Source organism: Paraburkholderia sp. BCC1884, assembly GCF_900996225.1.
Classification (GTDB): Bacteria; Pseudomonadota; Gammaproteobacteria; order Burkholderiales; family Burkholderiaceae; genus Paraburkholderia.
In genome coordinates, this window is sequence record NZ_CAAJGL010000079.1 from 257325 (window position 1) to 277443 (window position 20119).

Below are 20119 nucleotides of genomic sequence, written 5' to 3' on the forward strand. Positions count from 1 at the left end.
GCGCGGGCGGCGACCTTAACTGCCGCTCTTGGTGACGATCGGCACCCATGCGCCGTTCTTCACCTGATACAGCGTGGACGAACCGCTCTTCAATGCGCCCGTGCTGTCGAACGAAATCTTGCCGGTCACGCCGTCGAAATCGATCGCCTTCAGCACCGGACGATAGACCGCCGGCGAGCTGGATTTGGCCTGCTGCATCGCCTTGATCGCGGCCCACGCGCCGTCATAGCCGAACGGCGCATACGAGAGGATGTCCACCCCGAAGCGCTTCTTGAACTTCGCGGAGAAGTCCTTGCCGCCCGGCAACTGAGCCAGCGGACGGCCGTATTCCCAGGCCTGCACGCCTTCGGCCGCGTCGCCGGCGAGCTTGATGAAGTCCTCGTCCATCACGCCGCCGCCGCCCACCAGTTGCGCATTCAATCCCAGTTGCTTCATGCGCTTGGCAAAGCCCGCAGCCTGCGTGTCGAGGCCGCCGAAGAACACCAGATCGGCATTGATCGATTTGATCTTGGTGACCTGGGTGCTGAAGTCCACCGCCTTGTTGTCGGTGTATTCACGCGTGAGGATCGTGCCGCCGTGAGCCTTCACCGCCTTCTCGAACTCGTCGGCTTCGCCCTGTCCGAACGCGGTCCGGTCGTCGATGATGGCGATGCGTTTGGCCTTGCTCACCTCGACCGCGTAGACGCCTGCGTTGCCGGCGTTTTGCGCGTCGGTGGAAATCACCATGAAGGTGTTGGCAAAGCCGCGTCCCGTGATGATGGGATTGGTGGCGGCCGGATCGATCACCGGAATGCCGGCCTGCTCGTAGACCTGCGAGGCCGGAATCGTGGTGCCCGAATTGAAGTGGCCGACGACTGCCGCCACGCCCGCGTCGACCAGTTTTTGCGCCGCCTGCACGCCGATGCGCGGGTCGGCCTGATCGTCTTCGGAGACGAGCTGGAATTGCGCCACCTTGTCGCCGATCTTGATCTTCTGCGCGTTGGCTTCTTCAATGGCGAGCCGGACACCGTTCTCCAGGTCCTTGCCGTAACCGGCGTTGGCCCCCGTCAACGGGGCGGCGAAGCCGATTTTCACCGGCAGGTCGTCGGCGAAACTGGCGGCCGGCGCGATAGCGAACAGGGCGCCAACGAACAGAGCAAGGGGTTTCAGCGTGTTGCGAAGACTCATGGTCTCTCCTTCCATCGACAGTTTCAGGGTGTGAAAGCGGCAAGGCAGTTACGCTGGTTCGACGCGCGGGTTGGCAGATTCGCCAGGTGCGCATCGAGAGACTACGGATGATCGGTCGCCATAAACAATGCTGGAATACGCGCAGTTGCGCGGCGCTTGCGTTGTGCCTGAGTACCCGTGACGCGTCACGCGCCGATCAATCTGGCGCGAATATAGAAAGCCAATTTGCCGTCGTCTTGGCAGTTCGAGGCGCTTTGAATGAGCATTTCGGCACAGGCCGCTCAGCGCGTACGCTGGCGGGCTGCGGGTGGGCTCATGCGGAGTGAGGATTGCGGCACATGCTTAAGAGGCCGGCGCGAACGGCCGGCGCGGATCGGGACTTAGCGTGCGGCGTTCAACGCTCGCCCTGCTGGCGCAACAACTCTTCACGCAGACGCAACAGCGGCGCCTTGGTTTCGTCGTCGGCCCAGGTGTCGAGATCGTCGATGGCGCGCTGGCAGCCGTCGAGCACCAGGTCGAGATCGACCGGCACGCCGTTGTTCAACGCGAACTCGATCGTCTCGGCGAACTGCTCGCATTCGTCCTCGCCGTAGGAGATGTCGAGGTTGTCGGCGATCACTTCGGCGATATTGCTGCGCGCCTTGTCGTCGGGCGTCACCATGTCGACGATGCCGCGCGCCACTGCCGGCGAGTAGAAGAGCGCGATGTCGAGCCACTGGGTGGGATCGAAATCGGCCTGGTCGAACTGATTCTCGAAGAACTCGATCGCTTCCTGTTCGTGCGCCTCGTCGGCGTCCACGCTGATGCACAACTGTTCAAAAAACTCTTCCCGCTCGCTGCGGATATAACCGTCCATCGATGCCTCGTCTGCTGAAAACCGGATGCCTGAAAAAATGCTTCTGGACGGGCGCATTGCCACGTCCACGCGGCACGCATTATAGGACGCCCGGCTGACAACGGCACCGGCGGCCGACTGACACCTTGTCGGGCGGTGCAAGCCGCTCAGGCCGTGTCCGCTGCCCAAGCATCGAACCACTCGCGCGGCTGGGCGATTTCGTCCTGCGCGGCCACCAGTTCCAGCTCATAGCGGCCTGCCTGCCAGGTAGTCTTGACGACCGCGTTGACCGCGGCGAGCGTGTGCTCGAAAGCCGCGCGAATCGAATCGCCGAGCAGCGTGCGCGCGACGAACACCGCGCTCGTCAGATCGCCGACGCCCACCGGTTGCCGCGCGAACGGGTAGAGCGGGCGCTGTCCCATCCACGCCTCGCGTTCGGTGACGACCAGCATGTTGAAGCGGTCGGCAGGGCTGTTGCGGTCGAGCAGATGTTTGACCAGCACGAGCTTCGGGCCGCGCGCGATGAGTTCGCGGCACGCCGTCACGGCTTCTTCCAGCGTGTCGATCTCGCGGCCCGCGAGCCGCTGCAGTTCGGTATGGTTCGGCGCCATCGCGTCGGCCACCGACGGCATGGTGCGCACGAGAAACTCCTGAATACCCGGTTCGACCTTGCAGCCGCTCGCCGCGCCCATCACGGGATCGCAGAAGTACCAGGCACGCGGATTGGCGGCCTTCACGGCCTTGACGATTTCGACCACCGACTGCGCCTGCTCCGGCGTCCCGAGATAGCCGGAAAGCACAGCATCGCAGCGCGGCAGCATGCCGATCGCGCCGATGCCCTCGACCAGGTCTTCCATCTGCGAGGCGCCGATCGCGCTGCCGGTCCAATGGCCGTATTGCGTGTGATTGGAAAACTGCACGGTATTGAGCGGCCAGACATTGACGCCGAGCCGGCGCATCGGGAATTCGGCGGCGCTGTTGCCGGCGTGCCCGAAGACGACATGTGACTGAATGCTCAGAACGTTTTTTGTCATGGTGTGGCCCGCGCAGGCGTCGTGCGCGATCAGTGGGAACGGCTAGGGTGCGCCGCGTAACGCGCGCCGGCATGCGCCGGGCGCCTGTGCGGCAGGGCTCCTTCAGATGGTGCAGGAAAAATGCACGCTCTGCATGGTCTGGAAACAATACATGAGTTTGCCCACCGCGAGGCGATCCGTCCCCGAGTTGTTGCGTCGCGCCATCACATGCCGGGCGGCGTCGACGAGGCGAGGCGCCGGACTCAGCCCTCAGGCCAGCTCGCGGTACAACGCCAGATAGCGCTCGGCCGAGGCGCCCCAGCCGAAGTCCTGGCGCATGGCGCGCCGCTGGGTCGCTTTCCACTCGGTGCGGCGCCCATGCAGGGCGAAGGCGCGCCGAATGGCCGCGCCTATGCCTTTGAGCTCGAACTTCTCGAAGACGAAGCCCGTGGCGAGATCGTCGGCGAGGTTTTCGAGCGAGGCATCCACGACCGTGTCCGCAAGTCCGCCGACGCAATGCACGAGCGGCAGCGATCCATAGGCGAGCGCATACAGCTGCGTCAGTCCGCACGGCTCGAAGCGCGAGGGCACCGCGACCACGTCGCTGCCCGCGATGATCGTGTGCGCGAGCGTTTCATCGAAGCCCAGCTCCACCGCCACCGACTCGGGGTGGGTCTGCGAGACGCGTTTCAAACCGTTTTCCAGCGCCGGGTCGCCGGTGCCGAATACCACCAGTTGGCCGCCGCGCCTGACGATTTCGGGCACCGCTTCGAGCAGCAGATCGAGGCCTTTCTGTTCGGTCAGACGGCTCACGACGCCGAACAGCAGCGCATCGCTTTTTTGCGCCAGGCCGAAGCGCTTTTGCAGCGCTTCCTTGCAGGCAATCTTGCCGGCGAGACGCGTCGCGCTGTAGTGAGCGCCGAGCAGTGCGTCGCTGGCCGGATTCCACACGCTGTAGTCGACCCCGTTCAATATGCCGCTCAGATCGTGCGAGCGATGCCGTAGCAACGCGTCGAGACCGCCGCCCTGGGCAAGCGTCTGGATTTCGCGGGCGTAGGTCGGGCTGACGGTGGTGATGCGGTCGCTGTAGTAGAGGCCCGCCTTGAGGAACGACATCTGTCCATAGAACTCGACGCCGTGCATGTTGAAAAAATCGTTCGGCAAGCCGAGTTGGCCGAACTGATGGGCCGGAAAAACGCCTTGATAGGCCAGATTGTGAACGGTGAACACGCTGCGCGCGAACGAGCGGCCGTGCTCGCGTTCGGCCGCTTTCAGATAGGCGGGTGCGAGTCCCGCGTGCCAGTCGTGCGCGTGGACGATCTGCGGCGACCACGCCGGGTCCAGCTGCTGCGCCAGTTGTGCGGCGACCCAGCCGAGCAGGGCGAAACGCTGGGCGTTGTCGCCATAAGGCACGTGTTCGTCGTTCAGATAGGGATTGCCGGGGCGGTCGTACAGCGTGCCGGCGCGAATCACGTAGACGACCAGCCCGTTCGACGCCAGCGTGCCCCTTTCGAGCGTGACGTCCGGCGCATCGAAGCGACGGCCCAACCCGGCGACCGGACGCAGATCGCTCAAACCGGCGATCACCGCCGGGAAGCCCGGCAGCAGCACCCGCACGTCGGCGCCGCGTTCGATCAGCGCGGGCGGCAACGCGCCCGCGACGTCGGCGAGACCGCCCGTTTTGAGGAGGGGATACAGCTCGCTTGCGACGTGCAGGGCGCGAATCGTCATAGGCTCGGTCTCGTTCCGGTTGATCGGGGCAGGCGGTTGGCGCGGGCGGCGCGGGGCCGGGTTGGTTAGCCTTTGGGCCGCAGCGATTCAGGCGTGACCAGCACGACGCCGTCGTCGGTGCGGTAGAAGCGTTCCGCGTCGGCGACCGGATCTTCGCCGATCACCGTGCCTTCCGGGATCGTGCAACCGCGGTCGATCACCACCTTCTGCAGCCGGCAACTCGGGCCGACGGTCACCTGCGGCAACAAGACTGCCTCATTGATATTACAGAATGAACTCACCTTGACGTTCGACGACAGCACCGAGCGCGAAATCTGCGAACCCGAAATCACGCAGCCGCCGCACACGATCAGATTGTTGCCCGAACCCTGCAGGCCCTTCATGTCGCGCACGAACTTGGCGGGCGGCAACTGTTCCGTGTACGTCCAGATCGGCCAGCTACGGTCGTAGAGATCGAGCGTCGGGATGGTGGAGGCGAGGTCGAGATTGGCGGCCCAGTAGGCGTCGATCGTGCCGACGTCGCGCCAGTACGGCTCGACGTTCGGGTCCGACGACACGCACGACATGCTGAACGGATGCGCGATCGCCGTGCCTTGGGTCACGACGCGCGGCAGGATGTCCTTGCCGAAGTCGTGATCGGTGTCGAGGCTGGAGATGTTCTCTTCCAGCAACGAGTACAGGTAGTCCGCGTTGAAGACGTAGATGCCCATGCTCGCGAGCGCGATGTCGGGACGGCCGGGCATCGCGGGCGGATCGGCGGGCTTTTCGACGAAGCCCGTGACGCGGCGGTTTTCATCCACCGCCATCACGCCGAAGGCCACCGCCTCCATACGCGGCACTTCGATACAGCCCACGGTGCAGTCCGCGCCGCTTTCCGCGTGGTCCGCGATCATGCGCGTGTAGTCCATCTTGTAGATGTGATCGCCCGCCAGCACCACCACGTATTTCGGCCGGATCGAGCGGATGATGTCGAGGTTCTGGAATACGGCGTCGGCCGTGCCGCGATACCAGTGGGCGCCTTCCACGCGCTGCTGCGCGGGCCACAGGTCGATGAATTCGCCGAAATCGCCGCGCAGGAAACTCCAGCCGCGCTGCAGATGGCGCAGCAGCGAGTGCGCCTTGTACTGCGTGACCACCGCGATGCGGCGGATGCCGGAGTTCAGACAGTTGGACAGCGCAAAGTCGATGATCCGGTACTTGCCGCCGAAGTGCACCGCCGGCTTGACGCGTTTATTGGTGAGCGGCCCGAGCCGCGTGCCCCGTCCGCCCGCGAGGACGATGGCGAGGGTGGTGCGTTGCAGATCGTTCAGCCGTGCCGGCGTGTCCATGTCAGTCTCCTTTGCCGACGCGAGGTGGCGGGTTGGCGCCAACTCGGGTCGTCTGCAAGATAGTTGATGATTAGTATGCCCCGGGTGATCTGGTATGCCTGCTCGTCACCGACGTTTCGTGCTGCCAGGCGGCCGCCGTCTGTCGCGCGGTCCGTCAGCTAGTTCTAGCACCGATTGGCCGGCAGCGAGTAGTCTGAATTGTGCGGACGTCGCGTTCGTCGCTACCTTGTCCACGATCAACTCTTGCACGGACCGTCTCCGTGCGCCACGACACATAGGGCGCGAGGTGAGTCGCCGCAATATGCGTGCCACGACCGCCCGCGGCGCGATGAGCCTGCGTGAGCGCCAGCAAAGCGGGGTGGTGCGACGTAGAATCGTCCGCGTGCGGGAAGCGGTTCTCCGGGATAGCGGTGCGCCTCTTCTCCCCGTCGCCTTTTTCATCTTTTTCAATTGCAAAAAATATCGATGAGTTTCCGCTGCCTTTCCCTGCTCGCCAGGTTCGGCGCCAGCGCGCTAGTCATGGCGTCCGTGTCGGCCGCTTGCGCCGCCTCGGCCGCCAATGGCCCTGGTCCGGCGTACGGCCCCGAGTTGCAAGGGTTCAACTACCCGGCACCTGTCGAACAATACGATTTCACCTCGCAAGGCGTCGCGCTGCATATGGCGTACATGGACGTCCGGCCGGCCCATCCGAACGGGCGCACGGCGGTGCTGCTGCACGGCAAGAATTTTTGCGCGGCGACGTGGGCGGCCACCATCCAGCGTCTGAGCGACGCCGGCTACCGTGTGATCGCGCCCGATCAGATCGGCTTCTGCAAATCGAGCAAGCCCGAGCACTATCAGTACAGCTTCCAGCAACTCGCGCGCAACACCCATGCTTTGCTGGCGTCGCTGGGCGTGAGCGAGGCCACGATGATCGGTCATTCGACCGGCGGCATGCTCGCGATCCGCTATGCGCTGATGTATCCGCAGGAGACTCGGCAACTGGTGCTGGTCAACCCGATCGGCCTCGAGGACTGGCAGGCGAAGGGCGTGCCTTCGCTCTCGGTCGATCAATGGTATGAGCGCGAATTGAAGACGAACGCCGACGGCATTCGCCGCTACGAGCAGGCCACGTATTACGCGGGCCAGTGGCGCGCCGACTACGAACCGTGGGTGCAAATGCTGGCGGGGATGTACCGGGGACCCGGCAAGCGGATCGTCGCGTGGAATTCCGCGCTGCTGTACGACATGATCGACACGCAACCGGTGGTATACCAACTGGGGCAATTGAGCATGCCGACGCTGCTGCTGATCGGCCAGAAGGACACCACGGCGATCGGCAAGGATGCGGCGCCGCCCGAGGTGCAAGCGAAGATCGGTCATTACCCGGAACTGGGCAAGGCTGCCGCGGAGGCGATTCCGCATGCGACGCTGGTCGAATTTCCTGATGACGGCCACGCGCCGCAGATGCAGGATCCGCAGGCGTTTCATAAGGCGCTGCTGGACTGGCTGGCAGCAGCGCCGGAAAATCGTTGAGCAGGTAAGCGGATTTCCGTCTCGCCACTTGCCGACAGACGCAGGTGGCGGGCGCTCAACTATCAAGCCTGTATGTTTCGAGCGGGGCATGAACGGCATCAGCGCGTCCAGCCCCCGCTCGCAACTTCACTTCGCGCTGTCCGCCGCTTTGGCCCGCGCCGTATGCAACTTTCTGTAGCTGTCGATCAGGCGATGGTGCCTGTCGAGGCCCTCCAGTTTCATACTCGTCGGCGTCAATCCGTAGAAGCGCACGGTACCGTCCACGGACCCCATTGCCGCATCCATGCGCGCGTTGCCAAACATCCGGCGGAAGTTGGCCTCGTAATCCTTCAGATCGAGGTCGTCATCGAGCAGCACCTCCAGTACCACGTTCAAGGCCTGGTAAAACAAGCCGCGCTCAACCGTGTTGTCGTTGTACTGCAGGAAAGCGCCAACCAGCTCCTGCGCCGTTTCGAATTGCTGCAAGGCAAGATTGATCAGCAGCTTCAACTCGATGACGGTCAACTGCCCCCAATCCGTATTCTCGTCGAACTCAATACCGATCAAGGTGGCGATATCGGAGTATTCATCCAGTTCACTGTTGTCCAGCCGCTCAAGCATTGCTGCCAGCGCGGCATCGTCCAGACGGTGCACATTCAGAATATCGGCACGGAACAACAGCGCCTTGTTTGTGTTATCCCAGATCAAATCCTCTACGGGATAAACTTCGGAATAACCCGGCACTAAAATCCGGCAGGCCACGGCGCCCAACTGGTCATACACCGCCATGTACGCCTCTTTGCCCATCTGTTCGAGAATTCCGAACAACGTTGCGGCTTCCTCGGCATTCGAGTTTTCACCCTGAGCAGAGAAATCCCATTCGACGAACTCGTAGTCCGCTTTGGCGCTGAAAAAACGCCACGACACTACACCGCTGGAATCAATGAAGTGTTCAACAAAGTTATTCGATTCAGTAACGGCGTTACTGACAAAGGTGGGCTGAGGTAAATCGTTCAGGCCTTCAAAACTGCGCCCCTGCAGCAATTCCGTCAGACTCCGTTCCAGCGCCACCTCGAAGCTCGGATGAGCGCCAAACGACGCAAAGACGCCGCCTGTGCGCGGGTTCATCAATGTGACGCACATCAACGGGTAGACCCCACCCAGCGAGGCATCCTTTACGAGCACCGGAAAACCTTGCTCTTCCAGGCCCCGAATCCCGGCCAGAATGCCAGGGTACTTCGCCAGCACTTCCTGCGGCACATCGGGCAGTGCGATTTCACCCTCGATGATTTCGCGCTTCACCGCCCGTTCGAATATTTCGGACAGACATTGCACCTGCGCTTCGGCCAGCGTATTGCCGGCGCTCATGCCATTGCTGACGTACAGGTTCTCGATCAGGTTGGACGGAAAGTACACCACTTCGCCGTCCGACTGCCGCACGAACGGCAGCGAACAGATACCGCGCTGCACATTGCCGGAGTTGGTATCGTAAAGATGCGAGCCACGTAATTCGCCTTCGGGATTGAAAATTTCCCGGCAGTGCTCATCCAGAATTTCCGCTGGTAATGCATCCTTGCGGCCGGGTTTAAACCAGCGTTCGTTCGGGTAATGGACAAACGCCGCATTGGCGATGTCTTCACCCCAGAACGCACCACCGTAGAAATGATTGCAATTCAGGCGCTCGATAAACTCGCCCAATGCCGACGCCAACGCGCTTTCTTTAGTCGATCCCTTGCCATTGGTAAAACACATCGGCGAATGCGCGTCGCGGATATGCAGCGACCACACATTCGGAACGATATTGCGCCACGAAGCAATTTCAATCTTCATGCCCAGGCCCGCCAGAATGGCCGACATGTTGGCGATGGTTTGCTCCAGCGGCAGATCCTTGCCCGTAATATAGGTGCTGGCGTCAGTGGCCGGCTTCAGCATCAGTAACGACTGCGCGTCGGCATCGAGGTTTTCTACCTCTTCAATGACAAACTCGGGTCCGGCCTGCACCACTTTTTTGACCGTACACCGGTCGATAAACCGCAAAATGCCGCGACGGTCTGCTTCCGACATATCCGACGGCAATTCGACCTGAATCTTGAAAATCTGCTGGTAACGATTTTCCGGATCAACGATATTGTTTTGCGACAGGCGGATATTTTCCGTAGGAATATTGCGATTCACGCAATACAACTTCACAAAGTAAGCTGCGCATAAGGCCGATGAAGCCAGAAAATAATCGAAGGGACCCGGTGCCGAGCCGTCGCCTTTATAGCGGATAGGCTGGTCGGCCACTACCGTGAAGTCATCGAATTTGGCCTCAAGACGTAGCTTATCGAGGAAGTTGACTTTAATTTCCATGGGTGAATCCTAAAATGGTGCTCAAACGAACGTAGCGTGATGTACCCGCTATTATCCGTCACGAGATGAAGTTGCTGTTGCCGTCGCCTCGGCGCGACGCGCTAAACGTGCGCCGCGACAGCCGTACTACTCCTCGCCGAGCCAAACCCGATTAAACCGGTGATCGTGCAAAGGGCGGCTCGTGGCCGCCCTTTTTCGTGCATCAGTGCCGACGCGAGTTACGTGTTCGTACTCAGTTCGTCGCGAACTTGCGCGCCGATCTCGAACGAGCGCAAGCGTGCCTTGTGGTCGTAGATCTGTGCGGTCAGCATCAGCTCGTCGGCACCGGTCTGGGCGATGATCGATTGCAGACCTTCGCGTACCGCGTCGCGATCGCCGATCGCGGTGCAGGCAAGCGAGTGCGCCACGTTGTTCAGTTCCATTTCCGACGCCTCGAGCCGCTCGACTGGCGGCTGCAAGCGTCCCGGCGTGCCGCGTCGCAGGTTGATGAACTGCTGCTGCAACGAGGTAAAGAGAAGCTGCGCTTCCTCGTTGGTGTCGGCGGCGAACAGATTGACGCCGACCATCGCGTGGGGTTTGTCGAGCGTGGCCGACGGACGGAATTGCGAGCGATAGACCTGCAGCGCCGTGAGCATGTAATCGGGCGCGAAATGCGAGGCGAACGCAAACGGCAGTCCCAGCGCGGCGGCGAGCTGGGCGCTGAAGAGCGACGAGCCGAGCAGCCACAGCGGCACGTGCAGACCCGCGCCCGGCACCGCCTGAATACGCTGGCCCGGCACGGGGTCGGCAAAATAGCGCTGCAATTCGACGACGTCGTCGGGGAACGAGTCGGCGCTGTTCTGCAGATCGCGGCGCAGCGCGCGAGCGGTGCTTTGATCGGTGCCGGGCGCTCGGCCCAGACCCAGATCGATCCGGCCGGGGTAGAGCGAGGCAAGCGTGCCGAACTGTTCCGCGATGACGAGCGGCGCGTGGTTGGGCAGCATGATGCCGCCCGAGCCGACGCGAATGGTCTTCGTGCCGCCGGCCACATAGCCGATCACGACCGACGTAGCCGCACTGGCGATGCCGGTCATGTTGTGGTGCTCCGCGAGCCAGAAACGCTGGTAATTCCAGGTTTCCGCGTGCTGCGCGAGGTCGAGCGTATTTTTGAACGCATCCGCCGGCGTGGCGCCTGCGATGACGGGCGAGAGGTCGAGGACCGAGAAGGGGATCATTGTCTGTTGATTGGCTGTTTCCGGCGCTTTCACGCGATGGGGCATTCTCGCAAAGCCTGCGGTTTTCTGCTGACACCGCTTCGATGCCCACGTTGATCGAAGGGAGTTTGACCGGCCCGATGCGTGGCGCGGAAATTGCACACGACGTTGAGCGTGCAGGCTGACGCGCGTCGAATCACGACGAGGTTTATCCATCACGTGTGCAGGGTTTTTGGTGGACGTACGTCGATCCTCATTCGCGTGTACGGTGCAAATAGCGGCGCGCTCACGCGCTCAGTGTTGCCAGGCCATCTGGATTGCCACGAGGGAGTGTCTGATCTCATGAGTTTCACGCAAGCATTTCGTACCCGCTCGTTTGAAGACGTGCGCCGTGCACTACTCGAGGGCGAGGAAATCGCACTCGTCGACGTGCGCGAGGAAGATCCGCACGCGCAGAGTCATCCGCTTTTTGCCGCTCATCTGCCGCTTTCGCGGCTCGAACTGGAGGCGCCCGTGCGCCTGCCGCGTCGCGCGGTGCCGATTGTCGTCTTCGATGCCGGCGAAGGTCTTGCCGAACGTGCCGCGCGACGTCTCGGCGAACTGGGCTATACCGGTGTCGCGCTGCTCGACGGCGGCCTGCAAGGCTGGCGCAAGGCCGGCGGTGAGTTGTTTCAGGACGTCAACGTGCCGAGCAAGGCATTCGGCGAACTGGTGGAGAGCACCCGTCACACGCCATCGTTTACCGCGCCGCAACTACTGGCGCTGCTCGATCGCGAAGCCGATGTGGTGGTCCTCGACGCCCGCCGCTTCGACGAATATCAGACCATGACTATTCCCGGCAGCATCAGCGTGCCGGGTGCGGAACTGGTGTTGCGCGCCCGCCAGCTCGCCCCAGATCCGGCGACCCGAATCATCGTCAATTGCGCGGGGCGTACGCGCAGCATCATCGGCGCGCAGTCGCTGATCAATGCGGGCGTGCCCAATCCGGTGGCGGCGCTGCGCAACGGTACGATCGGCTGGACGCTCGCGGGACAGGCGCTGGCGCACGGCAGCACGCGCCGCTTCGAGCCACGCGTCGAGGACGCGCAGCGGCTGGCCGCCGCCGAAGCCGCACGCGGCGTTGCCGATCGCGCGCGGGTCGGCCGCACCTCGCGCGACGAAGCACGCCGCTGGGCCGACGAAGCGGTGCGCAGCGTGTATCGCTTCGACGTGCGTACGCCGGAAGAATACGAAGTGGGCCACGTCCCCGGTTTTCGCAGCGCGCCGGGCGGCCAGCTAGTCCAGGAAACCGACGTGTTCGTGCCCGTGCGCGGCGCGCGCGTGATTCTCGCGGACAACGACGGCGTGCGCGCAAACATGACCGCGTCGTGGCTCAAGCAGATGAACCTCGACGCCTATGTGGTCGACGGCCTGATGCCGGCAGACTTCGGCGAGAAGGGCGCGGCGCCGGCGGCGCGTCTCGCGCCCACGCCGCCCGAGGTGGAGGAAATCACGTCGGGCGCGCTGGCCGCGCTGCTGCAATCTCCAGGCACCGCCGTGCTGGATTTCACGGCCAGCGCGAACTATGTGAAGCAGCACATTCCGGGTGCGTGGTTCGTGATTCGCAGCGAACTCGACGAGGCTTTGCGCAAGTTGCCCGATGCCCAGCGCTATGTGGTGACCTGCGGCAGCAGTCTGCTGGCGCGCTTCGCCGCGCCCGAAGTCGCGGCCTTGACCGGCAAGCCGGTGCAGGTTCTGAGCGGCGGCACGACGGCATGGATCGAGGCGGGCTTGCCGGTCGAGAGTGGTGAGACGCGGCTCGCGTCGGCGCGGATCGATCGCTATCGACGTCCCTATGAAGGCGCCGATCACGCCCGCGAAGCGATGAACGCTTACCTCGAGTGGGAATATGGCCTCGTCGCGCAACTCGCTCGCGACGGCACGCATGGTTTTCGCGTGATCTGACTGGCACCTCGACTCGATCTGCCTCGCTGCGAGAGCGCACGAATCCTCTGTCGATTTGGTGTAAACGCGCTCTCGTCTAAACCTTGCAATCCGTTTAGATTAGCTGCACCTGAAGGCTTATCGAGGGACCAGGGCGGCCAGACAAGCGGCGGTCTGTGATGCCGGCGACGGTGCAAGGTGAGCGGCCAAGGTCGTTCACCCGCTTAGTCGGATCAGACCGCTGCGCGTCGTCCTCGATGTGGGTTTTTTTGGCGGCCTGTAGGCCGTGTCCGGTTTTCCGGTTGACCGTATCGACCGACTCGGCGACGCTTTGCACAGCGTCGCCTTTTTTGCTGGTGACGCCGGATTGCAATTCGTTTTGCCGCTGGTTCCGCCACGCGCCTAGCTGTTCATCGTTCTTCTCCTGAGTCGTTCCCCACGCGCAACATCTCCACACCTGCCATGGCGCGCCGGCTCGCGGTTTCGCGCACGCGCGGTTATCCTGTAGCAGACACTACACACTTCGACGCGGGTCGCCGATGGCCCGCGTCCGGACAGGAAAACTCGCTGTGAGTCTGAAACTGCTTACCGTCGCGATGCTGACCGCGTGCTTCGCACTAACCGCTTGCGACCAACAACAGAGCGATGCAGCCGTGCAAAAACTCAAGGAATTCTTCAACGCCGTCAAACCCGACGCGCTGCTCCTCAAGGACATGACGCCGGGCGTCACGACCGAAGCGCAGATCCGCGATCAGATGGGCAAGCCGGAAACGGAACGCACCTTCACGGACGGCTCGAAACGCTTCGAATATCCGCGTGGCCCGCAAGGACTGAATACGTACATGGTCGACATCGACCGGGACGGTAAATTGCAGGCCATCACGCAGGTGCTCACGGCGGCCAACTTCGGGAAAATCCGTCTCGGCATGAGCGAGGACGAAGTGCGGCGCCTGCTCGGCAAACCCGGTCAGATCGCGGTGTTTCCGCTCAAGCCGGAGACGGTCTGGAGCTGGAAGTGGCGCGAAGGCGGCGTGACCGAAGAAGGCATTTTCAACGTGCATTTCGATCAGTACCAGAAGGTGTACACGACATCGCGCTCCGACGTGATTCGTGGGCGATAACGACAGAAAGCGGGGAAAAAATGATACGTCGACGTCGATACAGCCGTATCGGGCTGGTGTTGGGGGGCGGGGCCGCGCGCGGCTGGGCGCATATCGGCGCGATTCGCGCGCTGCACGAGGCGGGCATCAAGCCCGACGTGGTGTGCGGCACGTCGATCGGCGCGCTGGTGGGCGCCGTGTATGCGAACGGCGATCTCGACTGGCTCGAAGAGTGGGTCTCGCGGCTCACCTGGCAAACGGTGGTGCGGCTACTCGATCTGCGTTTCTCGGGCGGCCTGCTCGGCGGGCGCAAGGTGATCCAGCTATTCGCCGACAAATTCGCCGGCCGCTCGATCGCGCAACTGAACATGCCGTTCGCGGCGGTGGCCACCGAACTCGATTCGGGCCGCGAGAGCTGGTTGCAGGATGGCAGCGTGACCGACGCGGTGCGTGCGTCGATTGCGATTCCCGGCATTTTCACGCCGGTGTGGCACAACGGCGTGTGGCTGGTGGACGGCGGCTTGAGCAATCCGGTGCCGGTATCGGTGGCGCGCGGCATGCGGGCCGACTGCGTGATCGCCGTCGATCTGAACAACGACATTCTCAACGGGCGCGATTTCGGCGGCGCGGTGGTCGAGACGCCCGCCATCGACCCGACTGCGCCACCGCCGGTCGCGCTGCGCCGCAATGGCAAGCCATGGCCGCGCTGGCTCGCGCCAGCCGAGTCCAGTGTCACCGACGACGTGCGCGTGCCACCCCCGCCGAGTGCACGCGTGCCTTCCATGCTGAGTTCGGTCGCGCAGAGCATCGACATCATGCAGGTGCGCATCACGCGTAGCCGGCTCGCGGGTGAACCGGCGGATATCCTGATCCAGCCGCGTCTGGGTGGGATGGGGATTTTCGATTTTCATCGCGCGACGCCGGCCATCGAAGAAGGGCGCGCGGCGGTGGAGCATATGCTGCCGGCGATTCGGGCGCGGCTGGGGATGGAGTAGGGGCGCCCCGTCTATCGAAAAAGCGACCCGAAACTGGCTAAATCGCGGCGGCGCCCGCCGCCCGCGACGCACCTTACAAACGGATATCCTCCGCAATACCCGGCGCTACGGCGCTCCCGTCCTGTCAAACGGTCGCATGCTGCAACGCAACACAAGACCCGTCCACCATTTGAGCAATTAATTTCCGCTTGCGAGACTGCGCGCCATCAATAGAACCTGGATGGAGACACGCGTGTTCCTATACGGCTTTGGTCCGGTGCTGCTCGCCGGCACGATCCAGACGATCGAGCTGTCCGTCCTGTCGCTGGCGGCCGCCGTGCTGCTCGGCCTCGCGGGCGCGGCGGCGAAACTCTCCTTCAACCGGCCGTTGCGGGCCATTGCGACCGGCTACACGACGCTGATCCGCTCGGTGCCCGATCTCGTGCTGATGCTGTTGCTGTTCTACAGCATCCAGATCGCGGTCAACAACCTGACCGACGCATTGAGCCTGCCGCAATTCGACATCGATCCGTTCGTGGCCGGCGTGCTCACGCTCGGCTTCATCTACGGCGCGTACTTCACCGAAACCTTCCGTGGTGCGTTTCTGGCCGTGCCGCGCGGCCAGCTCGAAGCGGGTAGCGCCTACGGCATGAGCGGCGCACGCGTGTTCGTCCGTATCCTGTTTCCGCAGATGATGCGCTTTGCGCTGCCCGGCATCGGCAACAACTGGCAGGTGCTGGTCAAGGCGACCGCGCTGGTGTCGATCATCGGTCTCGCCGACGTGGTCAAAGCCGCGCAGGACGCCGGCAAAAGCACCTTCAACATGTTCTTCTTCATCCTGATCGCCGCGCTCATCTATCTGGCGATTACCACCGCATCGAATCTCGTGCTGATCTGGCTGGAAAAGCGTTATTCGACCGGCGTGCGACACGCGGAGCTCTAAGACCATGATCGACATTCTCAATCAGTTCTGGCGCGCGTTTTTGTACTGGGACGGCCAGCGTCTCTCCGGGCTCGCGGTGACGTTGTGGCTGCTGGTGGCCTCGGTGGGGATCGGCTTCTTCCTGGCGATTCCGCTGGCCGTGGCGCGGGTGTCGAAGAATCGCTGGCTCTCCACGCCGGTGCGTCTCTATACCTACCTGTTTCGCGGCACGCCGCTGTACGTGCAACTGCTGCTGATCTACACCGGCATGTACAGCCTCGAATTCGTGCGCTCGCATCAATTGCTGGACGCGTTTTTTCGCAGCGGTTTTCACTGTGCGATTCTCGCTTTCGCGTTGAACACCTGCGCCTATACCACCGAAATTTTCGCCGGTGCGATCCGTTCGACCTCGCACGGTGAAGTGGAAGCGGCGCGCGCCTATGGCATGAGCTGGTTCACGATGTACCGGCGCATTGTGATACCGTCCGCGCTGCGCCGGGCGCTGCCGTTGTACAGTAACGAAGTGATCCTGATGCTGCACGCCACCACGGTCGCTTTCACGGCCACCGTGCCGGACATCCTCAAAGTGGCGCGCGATGCCAATTCGGCAACCTACGCGTCGTTCGATTCGTTCGGCCTCGCGGCGCTGATTTACCTCGTCGTGTCGTTTGCGCTGGTGGCCTTGTTCCGCCGCGCCGAGCGTCACTGGCTGGGTTATCTGGCGGTGCGCACGCATTGAAACGCGCTGTGTTTGCAAAGAGCTGCGCGCCCTCTCGGCGCGGTCACGAAGATTGATCCGTATTTTCAAAGGGAGAGCATCTTGCTCCACACGACTCAAACCGAAGCTTGCAAGCTCGCCGTACAGGACATCCACAAGCGCTACGGCGACAACGAAGTGCTCAAGGGCGTGTCGCTCAATGCGAACAAGGGCGACGTGATCAGCATCATCGGCGCGAGCGGGTCGGGCAAGAGCACCTTCCTGCGCTGCATCAATTTTCTCGAGCGGCCGAACGCCGGACAGATCGTCGTCGACGGGGAAGCCGTGAAGACGAAGACCGATCGCGCCGGCAATCTCGAAGTCGCCGATCACAAGCAGTTGCAGCGCATCCGCACGAAGCTCGCGATGGTGTTCCAGCACTTCAACTTGTGGGCACATATGAACGTGATCGAGAACATCGTCGAAGCGCCAATTCATGTGCTCGGCATGTCGCGTCGCGAAGCCGAGGAACGGGCGCGCGAATATCTCGAGAAGGTCGGGCTCGCACCGCGTCTGGAGAAGCAGTATCCGTCGCATCTGTCGGGTGGTCAGCAGCAGCGTGTGGCGATTGCCCGCGCGCTGGCAATGAACCCCGATGTGATGCTGTTCGACGAGCCCACTTCCGCACTCGATCCCGAACTGGTCGGCGAAGTGCTGAAGGTCATGCAGAAGCTCGCCGAAGAAGGTCGCACCATGATCGTCGTCACGCATGAAATGGGTTTCGCGCGCAACGTCTCGAACCACGTGATGTTCCTGCACCAGGGCCGCACGGAAGAAGAGGGCCTGCCTGCCGACGTGCTGACCACGCCGCGCAGCGAACGGCTCAGGCAGTTCCTGTCCGGCAGCCTGAAGTAACGCGCGGCTCGCGCACAGTCTCCCGATGGCCCGCACGTCCAACCCAACCCGCACTACCCAGGTCGCCATCGTCGCCTTGCCGCCCGTGTCGATGTCGGGCGTCGGGCCGATCGTGGACGCGCTCAATCTCGCCAACGAAATCGACGGCCGCGCGCTGTATCGCGTGCAGGTCTGTTCCTGGGACGGCCGCGCGGTGCCGCTGGCGGGCGGCGCGCAATGGCCCGCCGACGCCGCCTTTGGCGATGCGATCGCGTGCGACTGGCTGATCATCGTCAGCGAGCGGTTTCAGCAGTTCGCCGACTATCGGCTGTTTCTCGCGAGCCTGTCGCGCGTCGGGCAGCGCACGCCGCTGGTCACCGGCATTCATCACGGTGTGTGGTGGCTCGCCATGGCGGGGCAGTTGTCCGGCTATCGCGTGAGCGTCAACTGGGAAACCTATCAGCAGTTCTCCGAGCAGTTCGAGCGCTCCATCGTCACCCAGCAAATCTTTGAAATCGATCGCGATCGCGCTACCTGCGCGGGCGGTCAGGCGACCGTCGACTTCATGCTGGCGATGATCGGCCGCGAGCACGGCCCCGAGCTCGCGGACCGGATCGCCGATACGCTCGGCGTCGGCGTGTTGCGTGCGGGCGAGGAACGGCAGCGCATTCCGTTCGTGACGGCGCCGGGCGAGCGTCATCCGCGTTTGAACGATGCGCTGCTGTTGATGGAAGCGAATATCGAAGACCCGCTCACCACCGATGAAATCGCCGGTCTGGTCGGCGTGTCCCGCCGCCAGCTGGAGCGCCTGTTCCGTCAATATCTCGGCTCGATGCCGTCCAAATACTACTTGGGCTTGCGGCTTTCCAAGGCGCGCATGCAATTGCAGCGCACCAGCAAGTCGGTGGTGCAGATCAGCCTCGCGTGCGGATTTTCGTCGGCGGCGCATTTTTCGAATGCGTACCGCGAACGCTTTGATGTCACACCGCGAGAGGATCGTCGTAACTGGATCGACAAACAGACCGGCGCGACGGGCGCCGCGGCGAGCGAGCCGCGCCCCGGCGCGCTGATCGAGCGGCCGGATCAGACGGATTAGGCGAATCAGGCGGGTCTGGCACGCGAATCGAGCCTGGTTGCCTGCGCGGCTGCGTGGAAGCTCATAGAAAGCGTCGCGTATGCGCAAGACGTATCGCGGACGGTTTCCTACACTACCTGTATTACCTCTCACCTGTAACGAGGATTTGCCATGAACGACCTGACTGTGACACGCCAGACCTTCGACGAAGTCATGGTGCCGGTGTTTTCGCCCGCCGCCTTCGTACCGGATCGCGGTCTCGGCTCACGCGTCTGGGATACGCAAGGCCGCGACTATATCGACTTCGCCGGCGGCATCGCCGTCACCGCGCTCGGTCATGCGCATCCCGAGCTGCTGAAGGTGCTGCACGAGCAGGGCGGCAAGCTGTGGCACATCGGCAATGGCTACACCAACGAGCCGGTGCTGCGCCTCGCCAAACGCCTCGAAGAGCTGACTTTCGCCGACCGCGCGTTCTTCGCCAACTCGGGCGCGGAAGCGAACGAAGCGGCGCTGAAGCTGGCGCGCCGCGTCGCGTTCGACCGTCATGGCGTGGATAAAGACGAAATCATCTCGTTCACGCAGTCGTTCCATGGCCGCACGTTCTTTACCGTGAGCGTCGGCGGTCAGCCGAAGTATTCGGAAGGTTTTGGTCCGGTGCCGGCGGGCATCGTCCATCTGCCGTACAACGATATCGAGGCGGCGAAGAAGGCGATCGGCGCGAAAACCTGCGCGGTGATCGTCGAGCCGATCCAGGGCGAAGGCGGCGTGATCCCGGCGGATCCGGCTTTCCTGAAGGCGCTGCGCGAAGCCTGCGATCAGCACGGCGCACTGCTGATTTTTGACGAGGTACAAACGGGTGTCGGCCGCAGCGGCTATTTCTATGCGTATCAGGATACGGGCGTCACGCCGGACATCCTGACCACGGCCAAGGCGCTCGGCAACGGTTTCCCGATCGGCGCGATGCTGACCACGAACGAGCTGGCCGCGTATTTCAAGGTCGGTGTGCACGGTACGACTTACGGCGGCAATCCGCTCGGCACGGCGATCGCGGAGAAGGTGGTCGAGTTGGTGAGCGACCCGAAGTTGCTCGAAGGCGTGCGGATGCGCAGTGACGCGCTGAAGGGCCACCTCGCGAAGCTCAACGAACGTTTTGGTCTCTTCACGGAAGTGCGCGGCAAGGGTCTGCTGATCGGCGCTGAACTGACCGACGCTTTCAAGGGCCGTGCGAAAGATTTCGTCACTGCCGCCGGCCAGCATGGCGTGATCATGTTGATGGCGGGTCCGGACGTGCTGCGTTTCGTGCCGTCGCTCATCATGCCGCTCGACGACATGGAAGAAGGCTTCGCGCGTCTGACGAAGGCGATCGAAGGCATCGTCGGTGCCCAGACTGAAGCGGCGTCGCACTGATCGATGGCATTGAA

The 20119-nt window shown here is 62.9% G+C and carries 17 protein-coding genes; 9 read left to right on the forward strand and 8 right to left on the reverse strand.

All coding sequences use genetic code 11. The features are described from left to right. Positions 1 to 15: 15 nt before the first annotated feature. The 5 genes from FQ705_RS16595 to glgC all read right to left on the reverse strand — a co-directional run bounded on the left by FQ705_RS16595 (position 16) and on the right by glgC (position 6074). Complete coding sequence (locus FQ705_RS16595; RefSeq protein ID WP_144142933.1) at positions 16 to 1167, reverse strand: branched-chain amino acid ABC transporter substrate-binding protein; 1152 nt, start codon at positions 1165 to 1167, stop codon at positions 16 to 18. A 394-nt stretch (positions 1168 to 1561) separates the two neighbouring features. Further along, positions 1562 to 2023: a hypothetical protein gene (locus FQ705_RS16600; RefSeq protein WP_144142935.1), complete on the reverse strand. Its 462-nt coding sequence runs from the start codon at positions 2021 to 2023 to the stop codon at positions 1562 to 1564. A 146-nt stretch (positions 2024 to 2169) separates the two neighbouring features. Next, positions 2170 to 3036, reverse strand: coding sequence for a pyridoxal kinase PdxY (gene pdxY, locus FQ705_RS16605; RefSeq protein ID WP_144142937.1), 867 nt, complete (start codon positions 3034 to 3036; stop codon positions 2170 to 2172). Positions 3037 to 3285: 249 nt separating this feature from the next. Next, positions 3286 to 4746 carry a glycogen synthase GlgA gene (gene glgA, locus FQ705_RS16610; protein ID WP_144142939.1) on the reverse strand — a complete coding sequence of 487 codons (1461 nt, stop codon included), beginning with the start codon at positions 4744 to 4746 and terminating at the stop codon, positions 3286 to 3288. A gap of 65 nt (positions 4747 to 4811) precedes the next feature. Continuing rightward, a complete protein-coding gene (gene glgC / locus FQ705_RS16615) occupies positions 4812 to 6074 on the reverse strand; it encodes a glucose-1-phosphate adenylyltransferase (protein WP_144142941.1) in 1263 nt (420 codons plus the stop codon). 519 nt (positions 6075 to 6593) lie between these two features. Between glgC and FQ705_RS16620 the strand changes: the two genes are divergently transcribed. Continuing rightward, a complete protein-coding gene (locus FQ705_RS16620; RefSeq protein WP_260854545.1) occupies positions 6594 to 7589 on the forward strand; it encodes an alpha/beta fold hydrolase in 996 nt (331 codons plus the stop codon). Positions 7590 to 7715: 126 nt separating this feature from the next. Here the strand turns inward: FQ705_RS16620 and FQ705_RS16625 are convergent, their stop codons facing one another. Next, on the reverse strand, positions 7716 to 9920 hold the full coding sequence (locus tag FQ705_RS16625) for an OsmC domain/YcaO domain-containing protein (protein ID WP_144142945.1): 2205 nt from the start codon (positions 9918 to 9920) through the stop codon (positions 7716 to 7718). 218 nt (positions 9921 to 10138) lie between these two features. Further along, positions 10139 to 11134 (reverse strand): LLM class flavin-dependent oxidoreductase, encoded by a 996-nt coding sequence (locus FQ705_RS16630; RefSeq protein WP_144142947.1) that lies wholly within the window; start codon positions 11132 to 11134, stop codon positions 10139 to 10141. Positions 11135 to 11455: 321 nt separating this feature from the next. Here FQ705_RS16630 and FQ705_RS16635 point away from each other — a divergent pair, with 321 nt between their 5' ends. Then, complete coding sequence (locus FQ705_RS16635; protein WP_144142949.1) at positions 11456 to 13057, forward strand: rhodanese-related sulfurtransferase; 1602 nt, start codon at positions 11456 to 11458, stop codon at positions 13055 to 13057. 94 nt (positions 13058 to 13151) lie between these two features. Here FQ705_RS16635 and FQ705_RS16640 read toward each other — a convergent pair whose 3' ends face one another. Next, complete coding sequence (locus FQ705_RS16640) at positions 13152 to 13409, reverse strand: hypothetical protein (RefSeq protein WP_144142951.1); 258 nt, start codon at positions 13407 to 13409, stop codon at positions 13152 to 13154. Positions 13410 to 13605: 196 nt separating this feature from the next. On the opposite strand from FQ705_RS16640, the gene FQ705_RS16645 reads away from it, so the two are divergent. The 7 genes from FQ705_RS16645 (at position 13606) to FQ705_RS16675 (ending at position 20105) form a co-directional block, all read left to right on the forward strand. Then, the gene (locus tag FQ705_RS16645; protein WP_144142953.1) at positions 13606 to 14157 is read left to right on the forward strand and encodes a hypothetical protein; all 552 of its coding nucleotides are present in this window, start codon (positions 13606 to 13608) and stop codon (positions 14155 to 14157) included. Between the two features lie 20 nt (positions 14158 to 14177). Further along, the gene (locus tag FQ705_RS16650) at positions 14178 to 15131 is read left to right on the forward strand and encodes a patatin-like phospholipase family protein (protein ID WP_144142955.1); all 954 of its coding nucleotides are present in this window, start codon (positions 14178 to 14180) and stop codon (positions 15129 to 15131) included. Positions 15132 to 15363: 232 nt separating this feature from the next. Continuing rightward, positions 15364 to 16053 carry an ABC transporter permease gene (locus tag FQ705_RS16655; RefSeq protein ID WP_144142957.1) on the forward strand — a complete coding sequence of 230 codons (690 nt, stop codon included), beginning with the start codon at positions 15364 to 15366 and terminating at the stop codon, positions 16051 to 16053. A 4-nt stretch (positions 16054 to 16057) separates the two neighbouring features. Further along, entirely contained in the window at positions 16058 to 16771 is a 714-nt protein-coding gene (locus tag FQ705_RS16660) for an ABC transporter permease (RefSeq protein ID WP_144142960.1), read from the forward strand. A gap of 81 nt (positions 16772 to 16852) precedes the next feature. After that, positions 16853 to 17644, forward strand: coding sequence for an ABC transporter ATP-binding protein (locus FQ705_RS16665; protein ID WP_144142962.1), 792 nt, complete (start codon positions 16853 to 16855; stop codon positions 17642 to 17644). 25 nt (positions 17645 to 17669) lie between these two features. Next, positions 17670 to 18719: a GlxA family transcriptional regulator gene (locus tag FQ705_RS16670; protein ID WP_144142964.1), complete on the forward strand. Its 1050-nt coding sequence runs from the start codon at positions 17670 to 17672 to the stop codon at positions 18717 to 18719. A gap of 150 nt (positions 18720 to 18869) precedes the next feature. Next, positions 18870 to 20105 carry an aspartate aminotransferase family protein gene (locus FQ705_RS16675; protein ID WP_144142966.1) on the forward strand — a complete coding sequence of 412 codons (1236 nt, stop codon included), beginning with the start codon at positions 18870 to 18872 and terminating at the stop codon, positions 20103 to 20105. Positions 20106 to 20119: the final 14 nt, after the last annotated feature.

Coding starts and splice junctions, on each gene's coding strand:
- FQ705_RS16660 (WP_144142960.1), top strand. CDS start 16,058: ATGATCGACATTCTCAATCAGTTCTGGCGCGCGTTTTTGTACTGGGAC.
- FQ705_RS16620 (WP_260854545.1), top strand. CDS start 6,594: ATGGCGTCCGTGTCGGCCGCTTGCGCCGCCTCGGCCGCCAATGGCCCT.
- FQ705_RS16670 (WP_144142964.1), top strand. CDS start 17,670: ATGGCCCGCACGTCCAACCCAACCCGCACTACCCAGGTCGCCATCGTC.
- FQ705_RS16650 (WP_144142955.1), top strand. CDS start 14,178: ATGATACGTCGACGTCGATACAGCCGTATCGGGCTGGTGTTGGGGGGC.
- glgC (WP_144142941.1), bottom strand. CDS start 6,074: ATGGACACGCCGGCACGGCTGAACGATCTGCAACGCACCACCCTCGCC.
- FQ705_RS16600 (WP_144142935.1), bottom strand. CDS start 2,023: ATGGACGGTTATATCCGCAGCGAGCGGGAAGAGTTTTTTGAACAGTTG.
- FQ705_RS16595 (WP_144142933.1), bottom strand. CDS start 1,167: ATGAGTCTTCGCAACACGCTGAAACCCCTTGCTCTGTTCGTTGGCGCC.
- FQ705_RS16625 (WP_144142945.1), bottom strand. CDS start 9,920: ATGGAAATTAAAGTCAACTTCCTCGATAAGCTACGTCTTGAGGCCAAA.
- pdxY (WP_144142937.1), bottom strand. CDS start 3,036: ATGACAAAAAACGTTCTGAGCATTCAGTCACATGTCGTCTTCGGGCAC.
- FQ705_RS16635 (WP_144142949.1), top strand. CDS start 11,456: ATGAGTTTCACGCAAGCATTTCGTACCCGCTCGTTTGAAGACGTGCGC.
- FQ705_RS16630 (WP_144142947.1), bottom strand. CDS start 11,134: ATGATCCCCTTCTCGGTCCTCGACCTCTCGCCCGTCATCGCAGGCGCC.
- FQ705_RS16675 (WP_144142966.1), top strand. CDS start 18,870: ATGAACGACCTGACTGTGACACGCCAGACCTTCGACGAAGTCATGGTG.
- glgA (WP_144142939.1), bottom strand. CDS start 4,746: ATGACGATTCGCGCCCTGCACGTCGCAAGCGAGCTGTATCCCCTCCTC.